The organism is Kitasatospora hibisci, from assembly GCF_043950205.1.
GTDB classification, from domain to species: Bacteria; Actinomycetota; Actinomycetes; order Streptomycetales; family Streptomycetaceae; genus Kitasatospora; species Kitasatospora hibisci.
Window position 1 is genome coordinate 7,097,027 of the sequence record NZ_CP171642.1, and the last position, 14,832, is coordinate 7,111,858.

Genomic DNA, 14,832 nt, shown 5'->3' on the forward strand with positions numbered 1-14,832 from the left:
GCGGGAGGGAAGGGGTCAGGAGGAGGCGGGGCGCTCGGGGAAGTTCCGCAGGCCGCGCAGCGGGCTGGCCAGCAGCACCCCGCCGGCCGACATGAGCACGCCGGCCATGATCCAGATGGTGGTCCGGGCGCCGAGCACCTCGCCCAGCCAGCCGCCGAGCAGGGCGCCCAGCGGGATCGCACTGAAGTTGACGGTCGAGGCGCTGGCCCGGATCCGGCCGATCATGGCGGGCGGGCAGTACGCCTGGTAGAAGCTGCCGGCGATGACGTTCCCGGCGATCACGCCGCAGACCGCGACCGACCAGGCGACCGCGCTGACCGGCAGCGGCAGCCGCTCTCCGGCCAGCGGCAGCAGGAAGATGAACGGCGCCACCACCAGCTCGCAGAGCAGCAGTCCGCGCGCCGTGCCCAGCCGGCGGGCGATCCGCCCGGCGAGCGCGGCCCCGGCCAGGCCGCCGATCGACACCACCGCGAAGACCGCGCCGACGCCGCCGGGCGTCACGCCCACGCTGCGGACCAGGAAGACGGTCTGCACCGCCTGGATGCCGTTCAGGCCGAGGTTGCCGACCGCGGCGAAGGAGGCCAGCGTGCGCAGGTACGGGTCGCGGACCAGGAACCGGACACCCTCGCCGATCTCGCGCAGGATGCCGCGCCGCTCGGAGGCCGGCGGCGGCTTCTCCTCGGTCTCGATGGTGGCCACGCAGAGCGCGGAGACCAGGTAGGTGACCGCGTCCGCGAGCAGCCCGCTGGCCGCACCGAACGCCTGGGAGAGCAGGCCCGCCACACCGGGCCCGGCGATCTCGGCCGCGGACTCCCCGGAGCGCAGCTTGACGTTGGCCTCCAGCAGGTCGGGCTTGGCGACCAGCGAGGGCAGGGCGGCGCTGTACGCGGTGGAGAAGAACACCTTCACCGACCCGGCCAGCAGCGCCACCGCGATCAGGTGGGCCATCGTCAGGGCGCCGAACCAACCGGCCACCGGCACGCTCCCGAACAGCACCAGCAGCAGAAGGTCGCAGACCAGCATCACCTTCAGCCGGGGCCAGCGGTCCACCCAGGCGCCGGCCAGCAGGCCGAGGAAGAGCCAGGGCACCCAGGCGGAGGCGGTCAGCACGCCGACCATGAACGGGCTGGCGTCCAGGGTGACGACGGCGACGAGGGCGAGCGCGACGTTGCCGACGGCGGTGCCGAGGCCGCTGGTGGTCTCACCGATCCAGAGCTTGCGGAAGTCGCCGTGCGCCCAGAGGCCCCAGCGGCTCTTCGGCCGGTCCGCCTGCGGGGGCGGCTCGACGGAGACAGTGGTCATGACGGTCTACTCTCCAAGCTTCTGGGCGAGCACGGCGGCGATCCGTGCGACGGGCTCGGGCTGGGTCATCGCGCCGTGCTCGCACGCGACGCGGTGGTGCTCGATGCGGCCGTCGACGTACGGCCGCCAGGCCTCCTCGTAGGGCCAGTCCGCGGGTTTGCCGACGGTGGCGCCGAAGAAGACGGCGTCCCCCCGGTAGCGGTCCGGCACGTGCTCGGCCATCAGCTTGCGGTGGTGCTCGAAGACGTCGGGCAGGACGGCGGCGGCCTCGCCGAGCAGGGCGGTGAGGTCGGCCTGGCCGCGTCCGTCGGCCGGGTCGTAGCCGAGCGAGGCGAGCAGTTCGGAGAGGGTGTCCACCGGGTCGTCGGAGGGCGCGGCCGGGCGGGCGGGCCGGGCGGCCGGCGCGCCGTCCAGCAGGGCCAGCAGGGCGACCTCGCCGCCCTCGGCCTGGAGCCGGACGGCCATCGCCTGGGCGACCACCGCGCCGAAGGACCAGCCGAGCAGATGGTAGGTCCCGTCCGGCTGGACGGCCCGGATCTGCCGCACGTAGTCCTCGGCGATCTCGGCGACGTCGGCGGGGGAGCCGCCGCGCAGGCCGCGGGCCTGGAGGCCGTAGACCGGCTGGTCGGCGCCGAGGTGGCGCAGCAGCCCGGAGTAGACCCAGCTGATGCCGGCGGCCGGGTGGACGCAGAACAGCGGGGCCCTGCCGCCGGTGCCGTCACCCCGGCGCGGTGCGGCGGTGCGCAGCGGCAGGAGGACGTCCAGGGCGTCGGCCGCCGGACCGGCGGCGTCGAGGCGCCGGGCCAGGCCGGCCACGGTGGGGGCCTCGAAGAGCGCCCGCATCCCGAGGTCGGTGCCGAGCGCGGTGCGGATCCGGCCGAGCAGCTTCATCGCCAGCAGCGAGTGGCCGCCGAGGTCGAAGAAGCCGTCGTCGACGGAGACCGCGGGCAGGCCGAGGACGTCGGAGAAGAGGCCGCAGAGCAGCTCCTCGCGCGCGGTCCGCGGGGCCCGCCCGGCGGGCGCGGCGGTGAAGTCGGGTGCGGGCAGGGCGCGGTGGTCGACCTTGCCGCTGGCGGTCAGCGGCAGGGCGGCGAGCGGTACGAACGCGGCCGGGAGCATGTACCCGGGCAACGACTCGGCGGCGAAGGCGCGCAGGTCGGCCGGGTCGAGCGGCCCGTCGGCGACCACGTAGGCGACCAGTCGGGGGCCGGCCGTGCCGTCCTCGCGGGCCACCACGGTCGCGGCTCTGACCAGCTGGTGGCCGGTCAGCACGTGCTCGATCTCGCCGGGTTCGATCCGGAAGCCGCGGATCTTGACCTGCTGGTCGGTGCGGCCCAGGTACTCCAGCCCGCCCGCACGGGTGCGCCGGACCAGGTCTCCGGTGCGGTACATCCGGGCGCCGGGCGTGTACGGGTCGGCGACGAAGCGCTCGGCGGTCAGGCCGGGGCGGCCGAGGTAGCCGCGGGCCAGGCCGGCGCCGCCGAGGTAGAGCTCGCCGGGGACACCGGCGGGGACGGGGGCGAGGTGCTCGTCCAGGACGAGGGCGCGGGTGCCGGGCACGGTCCGGCCGAGCGCGGGCCGCTCGGTGTCCGCGAACGGCTGGGTGAGTGCGTCGACGGTGGACTCGGTGGGGCCGTAGAGGTTGTGGCCCGCGGTGTGCGGGGCCTCGCGCAGACGGGTCCAGAGCGCCTGGCCCACGGCCTCGCCGCCGAGCAGCACCAGCCGCGGCGCCGGGGCTTCCAGCAGTCCCTCCTCCAGCAGCAGTTCGGCGTAGGAGGGGGTGACCTCCAGGACGCCGATGCGCTCCGCGCGGACGTGCCCGACCAGTGCGGCGGCGTCGCGGCGGACGTCGTCGGCGACCAGGTGCAGCTCGTGGCCGGCGATCATCCAGAGCAGGCCGTCCCAGGAGGCGTCGAAGCAGAGCGAGGCGGTGAGGGCGACCCTGAGCCGGCCGTGGGCGCGTTCCGCCGTCCCGATCGGGCCGGCCCGGTGGGCGGCGAGCAGCGCGGCGATCGAACCGTGGCCCACCACCACGCCCTTGGGCCGCCCGGTCGAGCCGGAGGTGTAGATCACGTAGGCGGCGTCGGCCGCGGTGGCGCGCGGGGCGGGGTCGGCCGTACCGGTTCCGCTGCCGGCGGGGTGGCCGGCGCCGGCCCGGTCGAGCTGCTGGACGGGCAGGCCGTCCAGCAGCTCGGGCCACGGCCAGCGCTCGTCGGTGAGGACCAGGGCCGGCGCGGCGTCAGCCAGCATGGCGGCGGTCCGGTCGGCCGGGTACTCGGCGTCCAGCGCGAGCGAGGCGGCACCCGCCTTGAGCACCGCGAGCAGGGCGACCACGGTCTCGGCGGAGCGCGGCAGCGCCAGGGCGACCACCGCGTCCGGGCCGGCGCCCGCCTCGATCAGGCGGTGGGCGAGGCGGTTGGCGCGGGCGTTCAGCTCGGCGTAGGTCAGTGCTGTCGCGCCGGAGACCATGGCGACGGCGTCCGGGGTACGGGCGGCCTGCGCCTCGAACGCGGCCGGCAGCAGCGGAAGCCGATCCGGCAGGTCGGCCCCGGGGACCAGCAACTCGGCGCGCTCGGACTCGGCGAGCAGGTCGGCCCGGCCGACCGGCCGCGCCGGGTCGGCGGCCACCGCGGCGAGCAGGCGGCCGTACCGGACGGCGATGGACTCGGCGGTCTCCCGGTCGAACAGGTCGGTGGCGAAGTCGACGGCGCACTCCAGGCCGGCGGGGGCGCCGTCGGCGTCGAAGGACTCGCCCATGCCGATGGAGAGGTCGAACTTGGCCGCGTAGCCGCCGACCGGTTCGACCTCGGCCCGCAGGCCGGCCAGGTCGAGCGGCTCACCACCGGTGCCGCCCTGGAGCAGCAGCATCACCTGGAAGAGCGGGTGGCGGGCCAGCGAGCGGGCCGGGTTGAGCTCCTCGACCAGCCGCTCGAACGGCACGTCCTGGTGGGCGTGGGCGTTCAGCTGGGTCTCCCGGACCCGGCCGAGCAGTTCGGCGAAGTCCGGGTCGCCGGAGGTGTCGGTGCGCAGCACCAGGGTGTTGACGAAGAAGCCGACCAGGTCGTCCAGTGCCTCGTCGGAGCGGCCGGCGACCACCGAGCCGATCGGCACGTCGGTGCCGGCGCCGAGCCGGGTGAGCAGTGCGGCCAGCGCGGCCTGCAGCGTCATGAACATCGTTACCCGGTGCTCGCGTGACAACTCGACCAGCGCCCGGTGGAGTTCGGCCCCGAGCGGGACGACAACCCGGTCCCCGTGGTGTCCGCCGTCGGCGCGCCGGGGCCGGTCCACCGGCAACGCCAGCTCCTCGGGGAGACCGGCCAGCGCCTCGCGCCAGTAGGCGAGCTGGCGGGAGACCGTGCTGTCCGGGTCGGCCTCGTCGCCGAGCAGGTCGCGCTGCCAGAGCGCGTAGTCGGCGTACTGGACCGGCAGCGGCCGCCAGGCCGGCGGCTCGCCGCCGAGGCGGGCGGCATAGGCCTCGGCGAGGTCGGCGAGCAGCGGGCCCATCGACCAGCCGTCGCCGGCACTGTGGTGCAGCACCAGGAGCAGCAGGTGCTCGTCGGCGGCGAGCGGGAGCAGGTGGGCCCGGACCGGCAGGTCGGCGGCCAGGTCGAACGGGACGCCGGCACACGCGGCCAGCTCGTCGGCGAGGTCGGCCGGCGCCTCGGTGCGGCGGTCGAACGGGATGCGGGCCGCGGCGGGTTCGACGATCCGCTGGTGCGGCTCGCCGTCGTGCTCGGTGATCACGGTGCGCAGGCTCTCGTGCCGGGCGGCCAGATCGTCCAGGGCGGCCGCCAGCGCGTCGGCGTCGAGGGCGCCGGTCAGACGCAGGGCGAGCGGGAGGTTGTAGAGGGCGCTCGGGCCCTCCATCCGGTCGATCAGCCAGAGCCGCCGTTGGGCGAAGGAGAGCGGCACCCGTTCGGGGCGTTCGGCGGCCGCGGTGAGCGGGGGGCGGGCCTCGGCGCCGTCCAGCCGCTGGGCCAGGCCGGCCACCGTCGGCGCCTCGAAGACGTCCCGGATGTCCAGCTCGGAGCCCAGGGCGGTGCGGACCCGGCTGACCAGCTTGATGGCGAGCAGCGAGTGGCCGCCGAGCGTGAAGAAGTCGTCGTCGACGCCGACCGCGGCCAGGCCGAGGACCTCGGCGAAGAGGCCGCAGAGCAGCTCCTCGCGGGCGGTGCGGGCGGCCCGGCCGCCGGCGAAGAGACCGAAGTCCGGGGCGGGCAGGGCCCGCCGGTCGACCTTGCCGCTGCCGGTCAGCGGCAGCGCGGCGAGCGTGACCACGGCGGCCGGGACCATGTGGCCGGGCAGCGCCTCGGCGGCGAACCGCCTCAGTTCGAGGGCGAGTTCGGGACTCGGTGCGGAGGTCGCGCAGTACCCGACGAGCCGTCGGTCACCGTCGGCCTCGTGCAGTACGACCACCGTCTGGCGGACGGCCTCGTGGCGGGTCAGCACCTGCTCGATCTCGCCCGGCTCGATCCGGAAGCCGCGCACCTTGACCTGGTGGTCGGTGCGGCCGAGGTAGTCGAGGCCGCCGTCCCGGGTGCGCCGGACCAGGTCGCCGGTGCGGTACATCCGGGTGCCGGCCGCGAAGGGGTTCGCGACGAAGCGCTCGGCGGTCAGGCCGGGGCGGCCGAGGTAGCCGCGTGCCAGGCTGTCCCCCGCCAGGTAGAGCTCGCCGGGTACGCCGACGGGGACGGGGTTCAGGTGCTCGTCCAGGACGTGGGCGCGGGTGCCGAGCACGGTGTGGCCCAGGGACGGGCGCTCGGATTCGGCGTAGGCCTGGAGCAGCGTGTCGACGGTGCACTCGGTGGGCCCGTACAGGTTGTGGCCGGTGGTGTGCGGGGCCTCGCGCAGGCGGGTCCAGAGCGCCTGCCCGATCGGCTCCCCGCCGAGCAGCACCACGCGTGGTGCGGGGGCGTCCAACAAGCCCTCGGCGATGAGCTGTTCGGCGAAGGACGGGGTGAGGTTGAGGGCGTCGACGCCGACCTCCCGCAGGTGCCGGACCAGGGCCGCCGGATCCCGGCGCAGGTCGTTGCCGATCAGGTGCAGCTCGTGGCCGGCGACCATCCAGAGCAGGCTGTTCCAGGAGGCGTCGAAGCAGAGCGAGGCGGTCAGCGCGGCGCGGAGCCGCCCGTGCATCCGCTCGGGCTCGCCGAAGGTCTCGGCCTGGTGCGCGGCCAGCAGCCCGGCGATCGACCCGTGGCTCACCACCACGCCCTTGGGCAGGCCGGTGGAGCCGGAGGTGTAGATCACGTAGGCGGCGTGCGCCGGGCCGACCCGGACGGGGAGCGCGCCGGCGGGCTGCGCCGCCCACAGCTCCTCGTCGGTGCGCAGCACGGACAGGCCGTCCAGGACGTCGGGCAGCGGCCAGCCGTCGGCGGTGAGGACGGCGACCGGGCGGGCGTCGGCGAGCATGTGGGCGGTGCGCTCGCGCGGGTACTCGGCGTCCAGCGGGAGGAAGGCGGCGCCGGCCTTGAGCACCGCCAGCTGCGCGACCACGGTGTCCACCGAGCGGGGCAGGGCGAGCGCGACCACCGACTCCGGGCCGACCCCGGCGGCCGCCAGACCGTGCGCCAGGCGGTTGGCCCGGGCGTCGAGCTGGGCGTAGGTCAGTCGGGTGCCCTCGAAGACCAGGGCGGTCAGGTCGGGGGTCCGCGCGACGCGCTCGGCGAAGGCCGCCGGGACCAGCGGCAGGCCGGCCGGCAGCGGCCGGTGGCCGCCCGGCAGGTCGGCGCGCTCGTCCTCGGCGAGCAGGTCGACCCGGCCGATCCGGCGCTCGGGCGCGGCGGCGACGGCGGTGAGCAGGCGCCCGAAGCGGGCCGCCAGTGACTCGGCGGTCTCCCGGTCGAACAGGTCGGTGGCGAAGTCGATCGCGCAGTCCAGGCCGGCGGGGGCGCCGTCCGCCCCGAAGAACTCCTCCAGGGTCACGTTGAGGTCGAACTTGGCGACTCCGGTGCCGGCCGGCAGCGCCTCGGCGCGCAGCCCGGCCAGCTCCAGCTCGGCCTCGGCGTTGGACTGCAGGACCATCGCCACCTGGAAGAGCGGGTGCCGGGCGAGCGAGCGGGCCGGGTTGAGCTCCTCGACCAGCCGCTCGAACGGCACGTCCTGGTGGGCGTAGGCGCCGAGGCCGGTCTCCCGGACCCGGCCGAGCAGTTCGGCGAAGGTCGGGTCGCCGGAGGTGTCGGTGCGCAGCACCAGGGTGTTGATGAAGAAGCCGACCAGGTCGTCCAGTGCCTCGTCGGAGCGGCCGGCGACCACCGAGCCGATCGGCACGTCGGTGCCGGCGCCGAGCCGGGTGAGCAGTGCGGCCAGCGCGGCCTGGAGGGTCATGAACAGGGTGACCCGGTGCTCGCGTGACAACTCGACGAGCCGTCGGTGCAGTTCGGCGTCGATCGGCAGGGCCACCCGGTCGCCCCGGTGGTCGGATCGGGTGCCGCGCGGGCGGTCCACCGGGAGCGCGAGCTCCTCGGGGAGATCGGCCAGCGTCTCGCGCCAGTAGGCGAGCTGGCGGGAGACCGTGCTGTCCGGGTCGGCCTCGTCGCCGAGCAGGTCGCGCTGCCAGAGCGCGTAGTCGGCGTACTGGACCGGCAGCGGCCGCCAGGCCGGCGGCTCGCCGCCGAGGCGGAGCGTGTAGGCCTCGGCGAGGTCGGCGAGCAGCGGGCCCATCGACCAGCCGTCGCCGGCGATGTGGTGCAGGGCGATCACCAGCACGTGGTCCTCGGGCGCGATCCGCAGCAGGGTGGCGCGGATCGGCGCCTCGGCGGCCAGGTCGAACGGGCGCCGGGCGAGCCGCGCGACCTCGGCGTCCACCGACTCCGGTGCGCAGTCGAGCAGGTCGACCGGCAGCGCCGCGGCGGGCGGCAGGATCCGCTGGTGCGGCTCGCCGTCGTACTCGGCGATCACCGTGCGCAGGACCTCGTGCCGGCCGGCCAGGTCGCCGAGGGCGGCGGCCAGCGCGTCGGTGTCCGGCGCCCCGGTCAGACGCAGGGCGAGCGGCATGTTGTAGAGCGCGCTGGGGCCCTCCATCCGGTCGATCAGCCAGAGCCGCTGCTGGGCGAAGGAGAGCGGTACCCGCTCCGGCCGGGCCCGGCCGGCGGTGAGCGGCAGGCGGGCCTCGGCGCCGTCCAGGCGCTGGGCGAGGCCGGCCACGGTCGGTGCCTCGAAGACGTCGCGGATGCCCAACTCGGCGCCGAGGGCGGCGCGGACCCGGCTCAGCAGCTTGGTGGCGAGCAGCGAGTGGCCGCCGAGGGCGAAGAAGTCGTCGTCGACGGTGACGCCCTCGACGCCGAGGAGCTCGCCGAAGAGGCCGCAGAGGATCTCCTCGCGCGCCGAGCGGGGGGCCCGGCCGCCGGCGGCCGCGGCGAAGTCGGGGGCCGGCAGGGCGGCGCGGTCCAGCTTGCCGTTCACGGTGAGCGGCAGCTCGGCCAGGGTCACCACGGCGGCCGGCACCATGTAGTCGGGCAGGGCGGTGCCGGCGTGGGCGCGCACCGCGGCCGGGTCGAGGTCCGTGGTGCCGACCGCGTAGGCGACCAGCCGGGTACCGGTGGTGCCGTCCTCGTACGGCACCACGGCGGCCTGGAGGACGTCCGGGTGGGCGGTGAGGACGGCCTCGATCTCACCGAGCTCGATCCGGAAGCCGCGTACCTTGACCTGGTGGTCGGTGCGGCCGAGGAACTCGATCGTGCCGTCGGGGCGGCGGCGCACCAGGTCGCCGGTGCGGTACATCCGCGCTCCTGGCCCGCCGCCGGGCCGGGGGTTCGTTCCGGCCTCCGGGCCGGGGGAGAGGGTTTCAGCGCCGGGCGCGTACGGGTCCGCGACGAAGCGCTCGGCGGTCAGTGCGGGGCGTCCGAGGTAGCCGCGGGCCAGGCCGGCGCCGCTCAGGTAGAGCTCGCCGGGGACACCGGCGGGCACCGGCCGCAGGGCCGCGTCCAGGACGTGTGCGCGCAGGTTGGGCAGCGGGCGGCCGATCAGCGGGCGCCCGGCGCCGGCCAGCCGGTGGAACAGCGCGTCGACGGTGCACTCGGTGGGGCCGTACATGTTGAGCGCCACGGTGTCCGGTGCGGCCGCCAGGGCGGTCCACAGGGCCTGGCCGACGGCCTCGCCGCCGACCATCACCAGCGCGGGCCGGCAGCGGGTCAGCAGGCCCTCCTCGACCAGCCGCTCGGCGTGGCCGGGAGTGAGGTCGAAGACGTCGAGGCCGTTCCGCTCGGCGTGGCGCACGACGGCGGCGGTGTCGCGGCGCAGCTCGTCGTCGAGCAGGTGCAGCTCGTGCCCGGCGACCATCCAGAGCAGCGATTCGAGTGCGGTGTCGAAGGACAGCGAGCCGACCTGGGCGAACCTGAACCGGCGGCCCGGGTGGGCCCGCTCGGCGGCGCCGACGGTCTCCTCGCGGTGGAAGGCGAGCAGGTTGGCCAGGCCGCCGTGGCGGACCACGACGCCCTTGGGGCGGCCGGTGGAGCCGGAGGTGTAGATGACGTAGGCGGCGTGGTCGGGGCCGATCCGCACCGGCGGGGCGCCGGCGGCCAGGTCGGCCCGGCCGTCGGCCCGGGCCAGGTCGTCGGTGGCGAGCACGGGCAGTCCGTCCAGGACGTCGGGCAGCGGCCAGCCGTCGGCGGTGAGGACGGCGGCCGGGCGGGCGTCGGCCAGCATGTGGGCGATCCGGTCCCGCGGGTACTCGGCGTCCAGCGGGAGGAAGGCGGCGCCGGCCCTGAGCACGGCGAGCACCGCGACCACCGACTCGGCGGAGCGGGGCAGCGCGAGGGCGACCACCGCGTCCGGGCCGACCCCGGCGGCCCTCAGGCCGTGCGCCAGCCGGTCGGCCCGGGCGTCCAGCTCGGCGTAGGTCAGCCGGGTCTCCCCGGAGACCAGGGCGACGGCCTCGGGCGTGGCGGCGGCCTGGGCGGCGAACGCCGCCGGGACGAGGGCGCCGGCGCCCGGCCGGTCGGTGTCGTGCCAGCGGGCCAGGGCGGCCCGGCCGTCCTCGTCCAGCACCTCCAGGTCGGCGACCGGGCGGTACGGGTCCGCTGCGACCTGGCGCAGGATCAGGGCGAGCGCGGCGGCGAGCCGCTCGGCGGTGCTCCGCTCGAACAGGTCGGCGGCGAATTCCAGGCCGCCGTCCAGGCCTGCCGGGGAGCCGTCCGGGTGGTGCCGCTCGGAGAGGTTGAGGGTGAGGTCGAAGGCGGTGGTGGGCAGGCCCAGCGGCTCGTACGCGGCGCGGGTGCCGGGGAACTCCGGGTGGCCGCCCGAGGTGTTGTCGAAGGCGATCATCACCTGGAAGAGCGGGTGCCGGGACAGCGTGCGGGCCGGGTTGAGCTCCTCGACCAGCCGCTCGAACGGCACGTCCTGGTGCGCGTAGGCGGCCAGGTCGGCCTCCCGGACCCGGCCCAGCAGCTCGGCGAAGACCGGCCGGCCGGAAAGGTCGGTGCGCAGCACCAGGGTGTTGGCGAAGAAGCCGACCAGCTCGTCCAGGGCCTGGTCCAGGCGGCCGGCCAACGGGGTGCCGATCGGCAGGTCCTCGCCGGCGCCGAAACGGTGCAGCAGGGTGGCGAAGGCGGCCTGGAGCACCATGAACAGCGTCACCCCGTGCTCGGCGGCCAGCGCGGCCAGCCGGGCGTGCAGGGCCTCGTCCAGCTCCAGCGGGACGACATCGCCGCGGTGCGAGGCGACCGGCGGACGAGGGTGGTCCAGCGGGAGCGCCAGCTCGTCCGGCAGGCCGGCCAGGGCCTCGCGCCAGTGGGCGAGCTGGCCGCCGATCAGGCTCTCCGGGTCGGAGTCCGCGCCGAGCAGCCGGTGCTGCCAGAGGGTGTAGTCGGCGTACTGCACCGGCAGCGGCTGCCACGCCGGCCGCTCGCCGCCCAGCCGGGCCGTGTAGGCCTCGGCGAGGTCGCGGAAGAGCGGGCGCAGCGACCAGCCGTCGCTGGCGATGTGGTGCATCACCAGGAGCAGGACGTGCTCGTCCGGGCCGTCCGGGCGCAGGTAGGCGTGCAGCGGGACGTCGACCGCCAGGTCGAAGGTGTGGCCGACCAGCTCCTCGGCCGGGCGGTCGGTGACGGTCAGCAGCGGCGCGGGCGGGGCGGCCAGCACCCGCTGGTGGGGGACGCCGTCGTGGGCGCCGAACACGGTGCGCAGGCTCTCGTGCCGCCCGGCCACGTCGCCGAGGGCGCGTTCGAGGGCGCCGGCGTCGAGCGGGCCGGTCAGCCGCAGCGCGAGCGTGACGTTGTAGGTCGCGGCGGGGCCCTCGGCCTGGCCGAGGAACCAGAGCCGGCGCTGGGCGAAGGACAGCGGCAGCCGCTCGGACCGGGGCTCGGGACGCAGCGCCGGGCGGGCCGGCCCGGTGGACAGCCGGGCGGCCAGGGCGGCGACGGTCGGGGCCTGGAAGAGGTCGGCGATGGCCAGTTCGGCGCCGAGTTCGGCGCGGGCCCGGCCGACCAGCCGGGTGGCGAGCAGGGAGTGGCCGCCCAGCTCGAAGAAGTCGTCGTCGATGGTGACGCCCTCGATGCCGAGGATCTCCCCGAACAGCTCGCACAGGGCACGCTCGCGCGCGTCGCGCGGGGCGCGGCCGGTCGAGTCTCCGCCGAGGTCGGGGGCGGGCAGCGCCCGGCGGTCGACCTTGCCGTTGGCGTTGAGCGGCAGCGCCGGCAGCACCAGCACGGCGGCGGGGACCATGTAGCCGGGGAGCGTGCGGGCGGCGAACCTCCGCAGCTCGTCGGCGAGTCCGGGGTCGTCGTCCGCGGCCGCGCAGTAGCCGACCAGCCGGGTGTCGCCGGGCCGGTCCTCGCGGGCGACGACGATGACCTGGCGGACGGCCGGGTGGCCGGAGAGGACGGCCTCGATCTCGCCCAGCTCGATCCGGAAGCCGCGCACCTTGACCTGGCCGTCGATCCGGCCGAGGAACTCGATCGCGCCGTCCGTGCGGCGGCGCACCAGGTCGCCGGTGCGGTACATCCGCGCTCCTGGCCCGCCGCCGGGCCGGGGGTTCGTCCCGGCCTCCGGGCCGGGGGAGAGGGTTTCAGCGCCGGGCGCGTACGGGTCCGCGACGAAGCGCTCGGCGGTCAGCCCCGGCCGGCGCCAGTAGCCGCGCGCCGGGCCCGCCCCGGCGATGTACAGCTCGCCGGGCACGCCGGGCGGCACCGGCCGCAGCCGGGCGTCCAGGACGTAGGCACGCATGTTGTCGAGCGGGCCGCCGATCGGGGCCCGGGGGCCGGCCAGGTCGGCGGGGACGAGGTGGTGGTGAGTGGCGAAGGTGGTGGCCTCGGTGGGGCCGTAGACGTGGGCGAGCAGCAGGTCCGGGCAGCGGTCGAGGACCCGCTGCATCAGGGTGCCGGAGGCGGCCTCGCCGCCGGTCAGCACCACCCGCAGGGCGCGGAAGGTCTCCGGCGCCTGCTCGGCGACCAGGTCGAAGAGCGCCTTGGTGAGGAAGACCGCGGTGACGCCGTGCCGGGTGGCGACGGCGTGCAGCGCGGCGGCGTCCAGCCCGCCGGGCGGGGCGACGACCACGCTGTCGCCGGCGAGCAGCGGCGTCCACAGCTCGTAGGTGGCGGCGTCGAAGGCGTGCGGGGAGTGCAGCAGGATCCGCTCGTGCCGGCCGTCCCGCCAGCGGCGGTCGGCGGCCAGGTCGACCACGTCCCGGTGCCGGACGGCGACGCCCTTGGGGGTGCCGGTGGAGCCGGAGGTGAACATCACGTAGGCGAGCCGGTCCGGGTGGACGGGCAGGCCGGGGTCGTGTTCGGGCGCGCCCGCCTCGTCGCCGGGGCGGACCACGGCGGCGGTGTGCGGGAAGCCCGGGTCCGCCCGGTCGGTGAGCAGGACGGGGGCGCCGGTGTCGGCGAGCAGTGCGGCCATCCGCTCGGGTGGCAGGCTCGCGTGCATCGGGACGTAGCAGCCGCCGGCCTTGAGCACCGCGAGGGTGGCGACGACCAGCTCGACCGAGCGCTCCATCAGCAGCGCGACCGGGCTCTCCGGGCCGACGCCGCAGGCGAGCAGGTGGTGCGCGAGCCGGTTGGCGCGGGTGTTGAGCTCGGCGTAGCCGACCGTGCCGCCGTCGTGGACCAGGGCGGCCGCGTCCGGGGTGCGGGCCGCCTGTGCCTCGAACAGCTCGGGCAACGAGCCGGGGCGCACGGGCGCCGCGGTGGCGTTCCACTCGTCCAGGATGCGGGTCCGCTCCTCGGCGCCGAGCACCTCCAGGGCGCCGATCGGGGCCTGCGGGTCGGCGGCCGCGGCCGCCAGCAGCCGGCCGAGCCGCTCGAACAGGGTGGTGACGGTGGCCCGGTCGTACAGGTCGGCCGCGTACTCGACCGAGCCGGTGAGGCCCGCCGGGGCGCCGTCGGCGCCGCGCTGCTCGGTGATGCCGATGTTCAGGTCGAACTTGGCGACCCGCAGGCCGAGCGGCTCGGAATCCGACTCCAGCCCGGGCAGGCCGAGTTCGCCCTCCTCGTGGTTCTGCAGCACGAGCAGGGTCTGGAACAGCGGGTGGCGGCCGAGCGCACGGGCCGGGTTGACCTCCTCCACCAGCCGCTCGAACGGCACGTCCTGGTGGGCGAACGCGTCCAGCTGCGCCTCCCGGACCCGGTCGACGAGTTCGGCGAAGGTCGGGTCGCCGGAGGTGTCGGTGCGCAGCACCAGGGTGTTGACGAAGAAGCCGACCAGGTCGTTCAGCGCCTCGTCCGAGCGGCCCGCCACGCCGGTGCCGAGCGGGATGTCGGTGCCGGCGCCGAGCCGGGTGAACAGGGCGGCCAGGCCGGCCTGGAGGACGGCGAACAGGGTGGAGCGGTGCCGGTGGGCCAGGCCGAGCAGGGCGGCGTGCAGCTCCGCTCCGTACGCGAAGGCGACGGCGTCCGCGGCGCCGCTCGGGTCGGCCGGCCGGGGGCGGTCCGTCGGCAGCTCCAGCTCCTCCGGCAGGCCTGCCAGGGCCCCTCTCCAGTAGTCGAGCTGGCGGCTCATCAGGCTGTCCGGATCGGTCTCGTCGCCGAGCAGGTCGCGCTGCCAGAGCGCGTAGTCGGCGTACTGGACCGGCAGCGGCTCCCAGTCGGGGGCGGTGCCGGCCAGCCGGGCCCGGTAGGCGGTGGCGAGGTCGCGCAGCAGCGGGCCGAGCGACCAGCCGTCGCCGGCGATGTGGTGGAGCACGACGAGCAGCACGTGCTCGGCCGGTGCGAGCGAGAAGACCGTGACCCGGATGGGCAGTTCGGCGCTCAGGTCGAAGGTGGCGGCGGCGGCCCGGTCCCGCAGGCCGGGGTAGTCCGCCGGCGCGCAGTCCACCGTCTCGAAGGAGGGCTTCGCCTGCGCGGACGGCAGGATCCGCTGCACCGGGACGCCCCCGTCCACCGGGAACACCGTGCGCAGGGCCTCGTGCCGGTCGACCACGTCCGCCGTCGCGGCGCGCAGCGCGGCGGTGTCGAGCGGGCCGCGCAGGCGGACCGCGAACGGCAGGTTGTAGAGCGCGGTCGGTCCTTCGATCTGGTCGATCAGCCAGAGACGCTGTTGTGCGTACGAAACCGGGATCACGGTGCTTCCTCTGCTCACGTCATGGCGCGGTTG

At 76.1% G+C, this 14,832-nt stretch carries 2 protein-coding genes; both read right to left on the reverse strand.

Translation table 11 applies throughout. The features are described 5' to 3' along the window. Positions 1 to 15: 15 nt before the first annotated feature. Positions 16 to 1,302 (reverse strand): MFS transporter, encoded by a 1,287-nt coding sequence (locus ACF9IK_RS31015; protein ID WP_395297377.1) that lies wholly within the window; start codon positions 1,300 to 1,302, stop codon positions 16 to 18. 6 nt (positions 1,303 to 1,308) lie between these two features. Further along, complete coding sequence (locus ACF9IK_RS31020; RefSeq protein WP_395297378.1) at positions 1,309 to 14,799, reverse strand: amino acid adenylation domain-containing protein; 13,491 nt, start codon at positions 14,797 to 14,799, stop codon at positions 1,309 to 1,311. Positions 14,800 to 14,832 lie beyond the last annotated feature (33 nt).

Excerpts from the sequence above, each read along its gene's own strand:
- ACF9IK_RS31015 (WP_395297377.1), bottom strand. The coding sequence starts at position 1,302 with ATGACCACTGTCTCCGTCGAGCCGCCCCCGCAGGCGGACCGGCCGAAG.